Genomic DNA, 12,117 nt, shown 5'->3' with positions numbered 1-12,117 from the left:
ACCATGGGCGGACTTCTCAGCGGCAAACGTGGCCTGATCATGGGCGTTGCAAATGAACGCTCTATCGCATGGGGCATCGCGAAATCCTGCGCTGAGGCGGGTGCCGAACTGGCATTTACCTATCAAGGGGAGGCTTTTGGATCGCGTCTCAAACCGCTCGCGGAAAGCGTCGGCTCCGATACAATGGTGGATGTGGACGTCACAAACCCCGACCAAATGGATGCGGCCTTTGCTGCTCTGAAGGACAAATGGGGCTCCCTCGACTTTGTCGTCCATGCCATCGCGTTTTCTGACAAATCCGAACTGACCGGCCGGTTCCGCGATACCTCTGTCGAGAACTTCAAACACTCGATGCATATCTCCTGCTACAGCTTTATCGACGTGGCAAAACGCGCCTCCGAGATCATGACGGATGGCGGCACCTTGATGACGCTGACCTTTGAGGGCTCAAACAAAGTGGTCCCGAACTACAACGTCATGGGTGTGGCAAAAGCCGCGCTCGAAAGCTCGATCCGCTACCTCGCCAACGACCTCGGCCCCGAGGGCATCCGCGTCAACGGCATCTCGCCCGGCCCGATGAAAACACTCGCTGGTGCGGCAATTGGCGGTGCGCGGCGCACCTATAAGCACACTGAACAAAACGCCCCGATGCAATCCAACGCCACGTTGGAAGCGGTTGGCGCGACGGCGGTCTACCTCGCCTCGGACGGCGGCGCGTTCACGACCGGTGAGATTATCCGCGTCGACGGCGGCTATCACATCATGGGCATGCCGCGGATCGAAAACATCTGATGTGGTTCTCCTATCTCCCGCGTATGTGAGGAGAGATAGATCCCACAGAACCGTCGCAGGATAGCGTTTTGCATAGGAGGGCCGCTCCACAACAGGGAGGCGGCCCTTTCTACGTTCTAAGGGCGGCACCAACTCCGTCTGAAACCCCTGTAGCACGCCCACCCTGCACGATATCCACAGCCTATGGGTGATACACTTCGGGCGCATTCTCTGAGCCATTCGGGGATGCCGTCTTTGGCCGCTCACCCGAATTCCTCTCTCGGAACATGACCAATAGACTGACTGACTATCCCAAAGGAGTAGATGGTTAATACCGATGTTACCGGACTATGCCTTTGCGCGTCTGTGCGGTTCCGGGCGGCTCAAATACCCTTAGTTCATACGAATTTTGAGCCCCTTTTCCCAGACCCCGAGGCAATCCAATGGCAACCGAAACCTATACCGATCCGGTCCTGTTGACCGGGGACATGATCGCCACTCTGACTGGGCAGCCAACGAACCAAGGCAACCCCGGAGATGCAAATTTCGGCATCATAATGCCAAACGCCACGGCTCTTGCGACACCGGACGATTTGTATCGCCTCGTTTGGTATCAAAACATCAACACCTCCGCGACGGAGTTCGGGAACGGACAGTTCTGGCGTCTGGAAATCTACACCGCCGCTACCGATACAGATACCGACCCCGCCAATGGCGATGCCGGTTGGACTGCTGTGCCCGGCTTTGACACGCTCAACCCGAAATTCGACCTCGTGAGCGGTCTCGGTGCGGGCGACAACTACATTGTTCTCGAAGGGCCCGGTGGCTACCTGCTCTACAACCACGACGGTGGGCTGCCGACGACGCCGACCACTTTGGTTTACGAGCAAACCATCGAAAACGGCGACCCGTTGGTCGGTGACGAAGATGGTAACCTCGATTTCTATGATATGTATGCGGCATATGAGGCGCTCGTCCCGTGCTTTGCGAAGGGCACGACGATTGCTACCGACACCGGAAACGTGGCTATCGAAGATCTCGGAGTCGGCATGTTGGTGGAGACGCGTGACAATGGACTTCAAGAGATCCAGTGGATTGGAAACCGCACACTCAACGCCGCGGATTTGGAAAAATCTCCGAACCTCAAACCCATCCGAATTCGCGCAGGCGCGCTCGGGCCGGACCTTCCCGCACGCGACCTCGTGGTGTCCCCCCAACATCGCATCGTCGTGCGCTCCAACATCGTTTTGCGCATGTTCGACGTTGCCGAGGTGCTGGTCGCGGCCAAACACCTGGTGAACATTCCCGGCATCGAGGTCGCAGAAGATCTGACAGAGGTCACCTACTACCACATGCTGTTTGAGCGCCACGAAATCGTCCTGTCGAACGGGGCAGAAACGGAGTCACTGCACCCCGGCAAGGAATCCCTCAAAGCCGTCGGAGGCGCCGCGCGGGACGAGATTTTCACGCTGTTTCCCGCCCTGCGTTTCTATGGAAAGGCAAACCCGCCGCCGGGTGCCGCGCCCTTTGTGAAAGGTCGGCAGGGACGTGCATTGGCCCATCGGCATGCCAAGAACGATAAACAACTGGTCGCGCGGATCGCATGAACTCGCATGGTGGGCTAAGCTCCATCGCCGGTCGCATCCACATGCCTCAGTGGCTGCACCCATCGCAGCCTTCACAGGCACGTGCACGGTCTTTCATCTCGATGAATTTCTCGTCCCAGCTTTCGCCATCCCCGTAGTCGAGGAAGTTGGCGTAATGGGTGTGCCGGTCCGGCATATGGCGTGCGTGTTTTACAGGACACCAATAGTATTCGGTGCGCCCCGCAACCTCGCGCACGTAGGCCAGCACGCCGTTGCAATACCCGCAATAAACGCAATTGAGCTTTTGCATGACGTTCAGATAGGTGAGTTTGTGGCGATCAACGGCGATGAATTTTCGCCGCTCCACCTTTGGCAGCCCGTACACCGGAAAGCAGATGGCCTGATAGATCGTTACCACGAGGTCGAGAAAGACGAAGGGCACGATCAGACCGTAGATCACCGGCGCCGTCACGATTTCCCATGGGCGCGCACGCCGCAGGAAGACCGACCATTTGACCCGCAATTCCCGCCCGCGCCGACGCGCTTCTTCTTCGAAAATGACACGCCCGCCGGCGATGGAATAGCGGAACTTTGCCCGCGCTTCGCGCGCCTCGTGCTCCAGTTGGCTCTGCATCTCGCGCAGCGCAACGCGCAGCTTTTCTGTTGTGGTGGTCATTCTTGCCTCCGTGAAACGTCGCTCTGTCAGACCGCTTTACACATTAGGGTAGTTTTGCGTCGTTTTTATTGATTTGTCTTCAATCGCCTTGGTTTCGCTAAAAGAAACAGTCCGTTGAATGCCTATTTTGTTGGCTCCGAACGGCCCGCCCGCCACATTGTCGCCACAATGTCGTCCAAATTGAGACCAACTGCATCGGCTGGGGTGCTTTGGGGTATTATGGGGGCGTTTATGGCGTTTTTGACATTAAGTTTGGCCTTGGGCCTTTTCGCGCTGCCGCTCTACAAATTCGAGCGCAGCATATCAGGACGCATCACCGCAACCGGCCTTTCGGGCCCTGAGTTCTTTTTCGGCTTCGCGATCACCACTGCCATTTCGTTGGTGACATCCCCCCTTTACGGGATCGGCTTTGTCATCGCGGTTCTGTTGCACGAAACGGTGACCGCATTGGCCTGTCGCCATCTCGGCTACGACGTGGCACGGGTGCGCCTCGTGCCGCTACCATGGGTGGCGCAGCCCCGGTGTGACCACGCACATGAGCGCGACATCGATGAAGTATTCGAGGCACTCTACGGGCCCGCCCTCGCAATTGTTCCGATGGCCCTTTCGTTCAGCCTGTTCCACGTGCTTTCTGCGCCTGCCCCGCAGCTTGCGGAGGCGTTTCGCGCCATCGCAATCATGTTGGGCTGTTTCAATTTCGTTGTGCTGCTTCCCTTTCTGCCATTCGCAGGTGGGCGGGCGGTTCGCGCGGTTTCCGCATCTTTTTGGCCACAGCTCGCCCCCGCCGTAACGGTTTTCATGACGGCGGCCTTTGCGACGGCTGCGCTACGTGACGGATCGATTGCCATGGGCGTCTTGGCGGCGGTTGGCGCACAGAGCCTCCTGCACCGCAAACAACCCGACCAACAGCGGCTTTCGCCGAACGAAGCGCTTCTGATCATGGCCTGCTACGCCTTCACGATGACCGTGCATTTCCTCGGTGGTTTCGGGCTATTGAAAGGCGCGATCTGATCTTTCCCCCGTCGGGCTGGCATGCCAGTCTGGCGAGAGGGAGGCTATTCGATGCCAATCACGACATTCGTTTTTGATGCCTATGGAACGCTGCTGGACGTCAACGCGGCAGCACGAGCGGCGGCCAGCGAGCCCGCCTTTGCCCGTCTCGGGCCGATCTGGCAGGATGTCGCAACGACGTGGCGCAACAAGCAACTCGAATACAGCTGGCTGCGCGCCATAACGCAGGCCCATACGGATTTCTGGACTGTTACGCAGGATGCGCTCGACTGGGCGCTAGAGGCGAACGATCTGGACGGTGATGAGGCATTGCGTCAGCGTCTGCTCGACCTCTACCGCGAACTTGACGCCTATCCGGAAGCTCCTGACGTACTGTCCAAACTAAAGAGCGCCGGCAAATCGACGGCAATCCTGTCAAACGGCTCGCCCGACATGTTGGACGCGGCAGTGAGCGCCGCAGGTTTGGGGTCTCTTCTGGATGACGTGCTTAGCGTGGAAACCGTTGGTGTCTACAAACCCGATGCCCGTGTCTACGGGATGGTCGAGGCTCGATTTGGCGCCAACCCGTCGCAGGTCCTGTTCGTTTCGTCAAACGGGTGGGACGTGGCGGGGGCTGCCGCCTTCGGGTTTCAGACCATTTGGATCAATCGTGCAGGTTTGCCCGTTGATCGCATGCCGGGCCGCCCCGCCCATATCGCCGCCGATCTGACCGCAGTGCTGGAGACTGCGGGTGTCTGAGCGCTTTACCTCAGAGGATGGCATCCAATTGGCCTTTGATGTCGCAGGGAGCGGTCCGCCGTTGCTTTGCCTCGCCGGTCTGTCGCGCAATATGGCGGATTTCGAGCCTGTCGTCGCGCAAGTGGAACATCGCGCCACGGTCATCCGCCTCGACAGCCGCGGGCGCGGTGCGTCGGATTTTGCCGATCCATCGACTTACACGATTGGCCAGGAAGGCCGCGATGTGATCGCCCTGCTTGACCATCTTCAAATAGAGCGGAGCGCCATTTTGGGCACGTCGCGTGGCGGTCTTATTGCGATGGCGCTGGCTCCTACGCATGCGCACAGGTTTTCGGGCGTCCTGTTCAACGACATCGGACCCGACCTCGCCGCGCAGGGGCTATCCCCGATTATGGACACGCTGGGGCGTCCTCCCGCTTATCGGTCGTTTGAGGACGCCGCAGATCGCCTGCCCGTCGCGCTCGGAGCGGCCTTTGCGCATGTGTCGCGTGAAGAGTGGCGGACCTATGCAAAGCGTTTGTGGCGCGAAGGCGAGCGGCGTTTGGAATTGCGCTACGATCCACGGCTAAGAGACGCAATTCTGGCGCATGGGATAACCGATGCGTTTGACGATTTCTGGCCGCTCTACGATGCTCTGGCAGGCATTCCGCTCGCGCTCTTGCGGGGAGAAAACTCGACCCTGCTGACACGCGAAACCGTCGCCGAAATGGCACGGCGGCAGCCGGACCTGATCCACGCCGAGGTGCCCGACCGCGGGCATGTGCCTTTCCTCGACGAACCCGTTTCACAACGCACTCTCACCCAGTTTCTCGACCAGATATACCCATGATGATTTCAAACGGCGACATTGCCCTCCATTTCGCCGACGACGGCCCAAGAGACGCTCCGGCTGTTGTTTTCGCACATGCACTCGGGACCGACCTGACACTATGGGACGCGATGATTGCGCACTTGCCCGAGGGTCTGCGGCTCGTGCGGCTCGACATGCGCGGTCACGGCGGATCAGATGCGCCACCAGCCCCCTACAGCATGGGGCAGCTTGTCTCGGACGCGGAGGCGGTGCTCGATGCGCTTGGCCTGCGCGATGTGGTGTTTGTGGGCATTTCGATCGGCGGCATGATCGCGCAGGGGTTGGCGGTGAAACGGCTCGATCTCGTGCGCGGTGTGGTTCTCTCCAACACCGCCGCGCGGATCGGCACGCGATCTCAGTGGGACGACAGGATCGCCTCCATCCGCGCTCAGGGATTGCACGCGATGGTCGAGCCAACTCTGGAACGGTGGTTTGCCAAAGGTTTTCGCGCCTCGCCAGTCGCGCACACGCTGGGCACCACGCTCTCACAGACGAATATCGAGGGGTACACCGGCTGTGCCGCGGCGATTGCGGGCACTGATTTTTACACGCCGACATCGGGTCTGCGCCTCCCCTGCCTCGGCATCGCCGGCAGTCATGACGGGTCAACCCCGCCCGATCTGGTACGCGAAACCGTCGAGCTCATCCCCGGGTCCAGTTTTGCGCTCATGCGGCGGTCGGGGCACCTCCCCTGCGTTGACGCCCCCGAAGACTACGCGCGCATTTTGACGGAATTTTTGGAGAGTATCGGGCATGTCGCGACCTGAAGTTTTGCTCGTCCACGGGTCGTGCCATGGGGCGTGGTGTTGGCGCGATTTGCAGGAGTCGCTAAAGGAGCACGACATACCTTCGCGCGCGATCGACCTCCCCTCTCACGGCAATGACCCGACACCCTATAGCGACGTCACGCTGGCGCATTACCGCGACGCCATCCTCGGCGATATCGCGGATCACGGGGACGCGCCGGTGATTTTAGTGGGCCATTCAGCAGGCGGATTCGCAATCTCCGCCGCAGCAGAAGTAGCGCCGGACAAAATCGTCCACCTCGTCTACGTGGCGGCCTATGTCCCGATCTCCGGCATGAGCCTTGCCGACATGCGCCGTCTCGCGACGCGCCAGTTGGTCCTCGACGCGATTGAGAAAACCAATGACGGGCGCGCGTTTACCTTTTGCGCCGACAGGGCTACCGCAGCGCTCTACAATGACTGCTCGGATGAACAAATCGCCTATGCACTGGAACGTCTGTGCCCCCAACCGATCGCCCCACAGGAGACAGCCCTCTTCCTGAGCGAGGCCTATGAGAGCGTGCCTCGCACGACAGTGATTTGCACCGACGACCACACAATTGCCCCCGAAGAGCAGGAAAAAATGGCGCTAGGATTCGAAACCGATAGTATCCACCGCCTCGCCTCGTCGCATTCACCGTTTTTCTCGATGCCCGACGAATTGGCGAAGAATATTGCGCAAACCACCTGACAACTTGATTTTCTGAGCGCACAGGTTCACATCCAAACCATGCAACACCGCCTCGCCACCGTCTTTATCGTCGTCACATTGCTTATCGACGGGATTGGCGTGGGACTGATTTTCCCCGTGATGCCGGACCTGATCCGCGAAGTCACCGGACGCGCGCTTGCCGATGCGGCCATTTGGGGCGGTGTGCTTGCGACCGGCTATGCGCTTATGCAGTTTTTCTTTGGGCCGCTTGTAGGCAACCTGTCGGATCGGTTCGGTCGCAAACCGGTCCTGATCTCGGCGCTGCTTGTGCTGTGCGTTGATTATCTCATCATGGCGGTTGCGGGCACGATCTGGTTGCTCCTGATCGGACGCCTCGTCGCGGGGATGACTGCGGCCACGCATTCGACAGCATCGGCCTATATGGCAGACATCTCTGCCCCCGAAGATCGCGAACGCAATTTCGGTCTGGTCAATGCGGCCATCGGCATCGGCTTTGCTTTGGGTCCGGTCATTGGTGGGATGCTAGCGGGAATTGATACGCGGGCCCCGTTTTACGCCGCCGCGATCCTCGCCGGTGCGAACGCCATTTTCGGAATTCTCGTCATGCCCGAAAGCCTACCCAAAACGAAACGGCGCAAATTCACCCTTGCGCGGGTCAACCCCTTTGCTGCCTTTCGCGCCATTGGATCCCTGCGCGGCGTCGCCCCGCTCCTCGTCGTCTTCGGGCTCTATGAAGTTGCCTTCTTCGTCTACCCCGCAATCTGGGCATTTTACGGTCAGGAATTGTTCGGTTTTGACGCGCGCATGATCGGCTTCACTCTCTTTGCCTTTGGCCTCGCGATGGGTGTCGCGCAGGCGTTTATGATTGGCCCATTAACCAAACTCCTCGGCGGGTACCGCGTCGCCATTGCAGCAATGGTGGTTGATATCGTGGCCTTTGCATTGTTCGGCTTCACGACGAGCGTGGTTGTCGTGTGGATCCTCACCGTGAGCACAGGCATCGCCTCGATTGCCATGCCCGCCGTACAGGCGATCCTGAGCCGCGCCACGCCGGAGGACCAGCAGGGCGAAATGCAGGGCGTTCTAGGTGCGATTGCGGCCCTCGCGACGATTGTGAGCCCGCTGGTAATGACGGAGATTTTCGCAATTTTCTCGCGCGACACGGCGCCGATCTATCTCCCAGGTGCGCCTTTCCTACTGTCGTGTGTACTCACGATCATTTGCGTCGCGCTATTGATGTCGTGGCGACGCGGTGTCGGGGCAAATCTGCGCTAGAAACCGCGCGCTTTGACCTGACCACAGGACGAACCAAAACAACTGTGCTATGGTCATATTCCCTGAAAGGAGGATTTGAGATGTCAAAACATATCGTAGACAAGGCACATGCCGCCTCAAAAGAAGCTCGGCTGGTTCACTACGCCAAAATTGAAAAGGCCGAAAAACCGAGCGCCGCAAGCATCGCGCTGCAGCGCCGTGCCAAAAATGCTTCGTCAGAAGAACGCGCAAAACAATACGCTCGGATAGAACGCAACATAGAGGCCTGATGCGGCCCGTCTGTCTTAGCGGTCTAGGTGAATTAGGTGGCGATCCCTTGAGGACTCGAACCCCAAACCTGCTGATTAGAAGTCAGCTGCTCTATCCAGTTGAGCTAAGGGACCGCACTTGCGTCGTCTTTCGACCAAAAAGCGCCGGTCATTTGTGAACCGGCGCTCTGAATAACGTGATGACAAAGCCGGATCAATGGGTCCAGGGCATACGTCTTTGAGTCGCGAAGTTTTCGCCATAGCCACCGGGCCGGATGTTATGCGAGCGCGGTTTGGGCTCTTGCACTACGGCGTCGATGCCATTTGCCTCTGCATAGGCCACTGCCGCCTCTTTGGACTCAAAACGCAGGCGGACCTGGCTCTGCGTGTCGCTTGACGATGTCCACCCCATCAACGGATCAATGTCGCGGTGGGATGCGGGCACAAAGTCGAGAACCCAAAGCTTTGTTTTGCCTTGGCCGGACTGCATTGCATTCCGGGCCGGTTGGTAGATACGAGCACGCATCGTCGACTCCTCTTACATATGCCCGACTTATCCCCGTTTATGCCCATCGTTGCAAGCCCTTGGGCGCACGACGGCCTATCGGCGGGGGACACCTAAAAACCCGTATGATCGGGGTGGATCATACGGGTTATAGGATGGAGGTAGTGTAGGCTGCCCAGCCGCGACTGAGGGAGTGAGGGGTGGGGTGGGTTCGTCACCCGCGGCCGGGCAGCCAAGTCTGCTGCTTGCCCTTAAAAGCTACGGCGCGAGATCATTCAAAGCAAGCTTTAATATCGTTTAAGTTGTAATTTTTTATTCATTACTCTCCCCTGAGGTGTAATGATTTCTTAACCTTTTTGGCCATCAGAGCATCCTCCTGCCAGTTTCCGTCATCAAGTCATGCGACATTTTTCTTGAACGACTTGAAACGTGAACAAAAAGGGATCACTTGTTAACGACCCCACCCAAACCGCCGAGTTCCCCCAATGGACCTACCGATCCTCCATTCCCCCGCACCAGACGTGCGTTCGCGCCCGAAGCTCGAAGGGGGGCGGAAGTTCGTGTTGAACACCGACTTTGAATCGGCGGGCGATCAACCTACTGCGATCCGCGAACTCACAGAGGCGATCCGAAACGGTGAGCGCAATCAGGTGCTTTTGGGGGCAACAGGGACCGGTAAGACGTTTACGATGGCCAAGGTCATCGAAGAGACGCAGCGCCCCGCAATTATCCTCGCCCCGAATAAAACTTTGGCTGCCCAGCTATATGGCGAATTCAAAGGGTTCTTCCCCGACAACGCGGTGGAGTATTTCGTCTCTTTCTACGACTACTACCAACCCGAGGCATATGTCGCGCGCTCGGATACCTTCATCGAGAAGGAATCCCAGATCAACGATCAGATCGACCGAATGCGCCACTCGGCGACCCGCGCGCTTCTTGAACGTGACGACGTGATCATTGTCGCCTCCGTGTCCTGCATCTATGGCATTGGGGCCGTGGAAACCTACGGTGCGATGACCCAGGATCTCCTCGTCGGGCGCGAATACAACCAACGCCAAATCATGTCCGACCTCATCGCGCAGGCCTACAAACGCAACGACTCCGCGTTCCAGCGCGGCACGTTCCGCGTGCGGGGGGATAGCCTCGAAATCTGGCCGGCGCACCTTGATGATCGCGCGTGGAAGTTGTCGTTTTTTGGCGAAGAGTTGGAAACGATCACGGAGTTCGATCCGCTGACCGGCGAGAAGACCGATACCTTCGACAAGGTGCGCATCTACGCGAATTCGCACTACGTCACGCCCCAGCCAACGATGAAACAGGCCATCGTGGGCATCAAAAAGGAATTGCGTCAGCGCCTCGATCAACTCACCAACGAAGGCAAACTGCTGGAGGCGCAGCGCCTCGAACAACGCACCAACTTCGATGTGGAGATGTTGGAGGCCACGGGTGTGTGCAACGGGATCGAAAACTATTCGCGCTACCTCACAGGTCGCGCACCGGGTGAACCGCCCCCCACGCTATTCGAATTCATCCCCGACAATGCCATCGTTTTCGCCGATGAAAGCCACGTCTCTGTGCCCCAGATCGGCGGCATGTATCGCGGTGACTACCGGCGCAAGTTCACACTGGCCGAACACGGGTTCCGCCTGCCATCCTGCATGGATAACCGCCCTCTCAAATTCGAGGAATGGGATGCCATGCGTCCGCAGTCCGTCTTCGTGTCGGCTACGCCTGCGTCATGGGAGCTTGAGCAATCCGGCGGCGTTTTCGTCGAACAGATCATCCGACCCACGGGTCTACTCGATCCCGTAATCGAAATTCGTCCCGTCGAAACCCAGGTAGACGACCTTCTCGACGAATGTCGAAAACAGGCCGCCAATGACTCCCGCGTGCTCGTCACCACGCTGACCAAACGCATGTCCGAGGACCTGACCGAATACCTGCACGAACAGGGTATCCGCGTGCGCTACATGCACTCCGACATCGACACCATCGAGCGCATCGAAATCCTGCGCGACCTGCGGTTGGGGGCCTTCGACGTGCTTATCGGGATCAACCTTCTGCGCGAGGGCCTCGACATCCCCGAATGCGGCCTCGTCGCTATTCTGGACGCGGATAAGGAAGGTTTCCTGCGTTCCGAGACTTCGCTGATCCAGACTATCGGGCGCGCCGCGCGTAACGCCGAGGGCAAGGTTATTCTCTACGCCGACCGCATTACCGGATCGATGGAACGCGCCATGGGCGAAACCGAACGGCGCCGTGAACGCCAACACGCCTATAACGTGGAACACAACATCACCCCGGAAACGGTCAAAAAGAACGTCGAGGATGTCCTCGCCGGCCTCTACAAAGGCGACGTCGATATGAACCGCGTCACCGCCACGGTCGACAAGGCCCACGCGGGCGCAAATCTCGCCGCCGTCCTTGAGGGTCTCAAAACCGACATGCGCAAAGCAGCCGAGAACCTCGAATTTGAGGAGGCCGCGCGTCTGCGCGACGAAGTCAAACGCCTCGAAACCGTCGATCTCGTCCTGCACGACGACCCACTGGCCCGCCAATCCGCCGTCGACGCGGCGGTGGAGACGTCGAAAGCGAAAAGCGGCCGTTCAACAGCCGGTCGCCCGGGGCAAAGGGGTGGTAACGCGGGGCGTCGCAAACGATAGCGACACTGTTGTTGTAAATCCGATTTCGGTTTGAGGTTGGGCCAAGGGCGCATCGCGAAAGAATGTCTATAAAATGGCGACCGATACTCGTTCTTGAGGCACTGGCCGCATGTTCGGGCGAATTTCCTCAGAGCCTCGATACGTCCAGTGGCCAAAGCGACTTGATCGGGGAAGTAGGGTTGGGTCAGGCGCCGCTCAAAACGACCACGGGTATTGTGGCATTTGGTGGTAAGCCGATCATGGACACGGCCGAGCCATCCCCGGTGAACGGGTTCATTGATGACTGGCTCACCATCAGGGCCGTCACGGACACCTGATCGCGCCCCAAATGTCCTT

At 58.8% G+C, this 12,117-nt stretch carries 13 protein-coding genes and 1 tRNA gene; 11 read left to right on the top strand and 3 right to left on the bottom strand.

Annotation, left to right across the window (positions count from 1 at the left end; translation table 11 throughout):
* The first annotated feature begins 3 nt into the window (after positions 1 to 3).
* Both ABD815_RS08720 and ABD815_RS08715 read left to right on the top strand, forming a co-directional pair.
* A complete protein-coding gene (locus ABD815_RS08720; protein ID WP_344846378.1) occupies positions 4 to 792 on the top strand; it encodes an enoyl-ACP reductase FabI in 789 nt (262 codons plus the stop codon).
* A gap of 422 nt (positions 793 to 1,214) precedes the next feature.
* A complete protein-coding gene (locus ABD815_RS08715; protein ID WP_344846377.1) occupies positions 1,215 to 2,378 on the top strand; it encodes a Hint domain-containing protein in 1,164 nt (387 codons plus the stop codon).
* A gap of 46 nt (positions 2,379 to 2,424) precedes the next feature.
* Here ABD815_RS08715 and ABD815_RS08710 read toward each other — a convergent pair whose 3' ends face one another.
* The gene (locus ABD815_RS08710) at positions 2,425 to 3,033 is read right to left on the bottom strand and encodes a hypothetical protein (RefSeq protein WP_344846376.1); all 609 of its coding nucleotides are present in this window, start codon (positions 3,031 to 3,033) and stop codon (positions 2,425 to 2,427) included.
* A gap of 231 nt (positions 3,034 to 3,264) precedes the next feature.
* On the opposite strand from ABD815_RS08710, the gene ABD815_RS08705 reads away from it, so the two are divergent.
* The 7 genes from ABD815_RS08705 to ABD815_RS08675 all read left to right on the top strand — a co-directional run bounded on the left by ABD815_RS08705 (position 3,265) and on the right by ABD815_RS08675 (position 8,634).
* Positions 3,265 to 4,044, top strand: coding sequence for a hypothetical protein (locus ABD815_RS08705; RefSeq protein WP_344846375.1), 780 nt, complete (start codon positions 3,265 to 3,267; stop codon positions 4,042 to 4,044).
* Between the two features lie 51 nt (positions 4,045 to 4,095).
* A complete protein-coding gene (locus ABD815_RS08700; protein WP_344846373.1) occupies positions 4,096 to 4,782 on the top strand; it encodes a haloacid dehalogenase type II in 687 nt (228 codons plus the stop codon).
* A complete protein-coding gene (locus ABD815_RS08695; protein ID WP_344846372.1) occupies positions 4,775 to 5,611 on the top strand; it encodes an alpha/beta fold hydrolase in 837 nt (278 codons plus the stop codon). The genes ABD815_RS08700 and ABD815_RS08695 overlap by 8 nt, the downstream gene beginning before the upstream one ends.
* Positions 5,608 to 6,399, top strand: a complete 792-nt coding sequence (gene pcaD / locus ABD815_RS08690) for a 3-oxoadipate enol-lactonase (RefSeq protein ID WP_344846370.1) — start codon at positions 5,608 to 5,610, stop codon at positions 6,397 to 6,399. Before ABD815_RS08695 ends, pcaD begins: the two co-directional genes overlap by 4 nt.
* Entirely contained in the window at positions 6,386 to 7,108 is a 723-nt protein-coding gene (locus tag ABD815_RS08685; protein WP_344846368.1) for an alpha/beta fold hydrolase, read from the top strand. Before pcaD ends, ABD815_RS08685 begins: the two co-directional genes overlap by 14 nt.
* Positions 7,109 to 7,147: 39 nt before the next feature.
* Positions 7,148 to 8,365 carry a TCR/Tet family MFS transporter gene (locus ABD815_RS08680; protein WP_344846366.1) on the top strand — a complete coding sequence of 406 codons (1,218 nt, stop codon included), beginning with the start codon at positions 7,148 to 7,150 and terminating at the stop codon, positions 8,363 to 8,365.
* Positions 8,366 to 8,445: 80 nt separating this feature from the next.
* A complete protein-coding gene (locus tag ABD815_RS08675) occupies positions 8,446 to 8,634 on the top strand; it encodes a hypothetical protein (RefSeq protein WP_344846364.1) in 189 nt (62 codons plus the stop codon).
* Between the two features lie 37 nt (positions 8,635 to 8,671).
* Here the strand turns inward: ABD815_RS08675 and ABD815_RS08670 are convergent.
* Both ABD815_RS08670 and ABD815_RS08665 read right to left on the bottom strand, forming a co-directional pair.
* Positions 8,672 to 8,748: transfer RNA gene (locus ABD815_RS08670), tRNA-Arg, on the bottom strand.
* 79 nt (positions 8,749 to 8,827) lie between these two features.
* Positions 8,828 to 9,139, bottom strand: coding sequence for an ETC complex I subunit (locus tag ABD815_RS08665; RefSeq protein ID WP_344846362.1), 312 nt, complete (start codon positions 9,137 to 9,139; stop codon positions 8,828 to 8,830).
* A gap of 464 nt (positions 9,140 to 9,603) precedes the next feature.
* Between ABD815_RS08665 and uvrB the strand changes: the two genes are divergently transcribed.
* Together uvrB and ABD815_RS08655 are read left to right on the top strand one after the other, a co-directional pair.
* The gene (gene uvrB, locus ABD815_RS08660; protein WP_344846360.1) at positions 9,604 to 11,781 is read left to right on the top strand and encodes an excinuclease ABC subunit UvrB; all 2,178 of its coding nucleotides are present in this window, start codon (positions 9,604 to 9,606) and stop codon (positions 11,779 to 11,781) included.
* A gap of 62 nt (positions 11,782 to 11,843) precedes the next feature.
* The gene (locus ABD815_RS08655; protein WP_344846358.1) at positions 11,844 to 12,098 is read left to right on the top strand and encodes a hypothetical protein; all 255 of its coding nucleotides are present in this window, start codon (positions 11,844 to 11,846) and stop codon (positions 12,096 to 12,098) included.
* The last annotated feature ends 19 nt before the right edge of the window (positions 12,099 to 12,117 follow it).

The sequence above is a fragment of the Celeribacter arenosi genome (genome assembly GCF_039539485.1).
Lineage (GTDB): Bacteria > Pseudomonadota > Alphaproteobacteria > Rhodobacterales > Rhodobacteraceae > Celeribacter > Celeribacter arenosi.
This window is presented reverse-complemented; position numbering and strand designations above follow the sequence as displayed.

What these genes read in the sequence shown, in the direction of transcription:
- ABD815_RS08705 (WP_344846375.1), top strand. Translation starts at nt 3,265, where the DNA reads ATGGCGTTTTTGACATTAAGTTTGGCCTTGGGCCTTTTCGCGCTGCCG.
- ABD815_RS08680 (WP_344846366.1), top strand. Translation starts at nt 7,148, where the DNA reads ATGCAACACCGCCTCGCCACCGTCTTTATCGTCGTCACATTGCTTATC.
- ABD815_RS08710 (WP_344846376.1), bottom strand. Translation starts at nt 3,033, where the DNA reads ATGACCACCACAACAGAAAAGCTGCGCGTTGCGCTGCGCGAGATGCAG.
- pcaD (WP_344846370.1), top strand. Translation starts at nt 5,608, where the DNA reads ATGATGATTTCAAACGGCGACATTGCCCTCCATTTCGCCGACGACGGC.
- uvrB (WP_344846360.1), top strand. Translation starts at nt 9,604, where the DNA reads ATGGACCTACCGATCCTCCATTCCCCCGCACCAGACGTGCGTTCGCGC.
- ABD815_RS08655 (WP_344846358.1), top strand. Translation starts at nt 11,844, where the DNA reads ATGTCTATAAAATGGCGACCGATACTCGTTCTTGAGGCACTGGCCGCA.
- ABD815_RS08675 (WP_344846364.1), top strand. Translation starts at nt 8,446, where the DNA reads ATGTCAAAACATATCGTAGACAAGGCACATGCCGCCTCAAAAGAAGCT.
- ABD815_RS08665 (WP_344846362.1), bottom strand. Translation starts at nt 9,139, where the DNA reads ATGCGTGCTCGTATCTACCAACCGGCCCGGAATGCAATGCAGTCCGGC.
- ABD815_RS08685 (WP_344846368.1), top strand. Translation starts at nt 6,386, where the DNA reads ATGTCGCGACCTGAAGTTTTGCTCGTCCACGGGTCGTGCCATGGGGCG.
- ABD815_RS08700 (WP_344846373.1), top strand. Translation starts at nt 4,096, where the DNA reads ATGCCAATCACGACATTCGTTTTTGATGCCTATGGAACGCTGCTGGAC.
- ABD815_RS08715 (WP_344846377.1), top strand. Translation starts at nt 1,215, where the DNA reads ATGGCAACCGAAACCTATACCGATCCGGTCCTGTTGACCGGGGACATG.
- ABD815_RS08720 (WP_344846378.1), top strand. Translation starts at nt 4, where the DNA reads ATGGGCGGACTTCTCAGCGGCAAACGTGGCCTGATCATGGGCGTTGCA.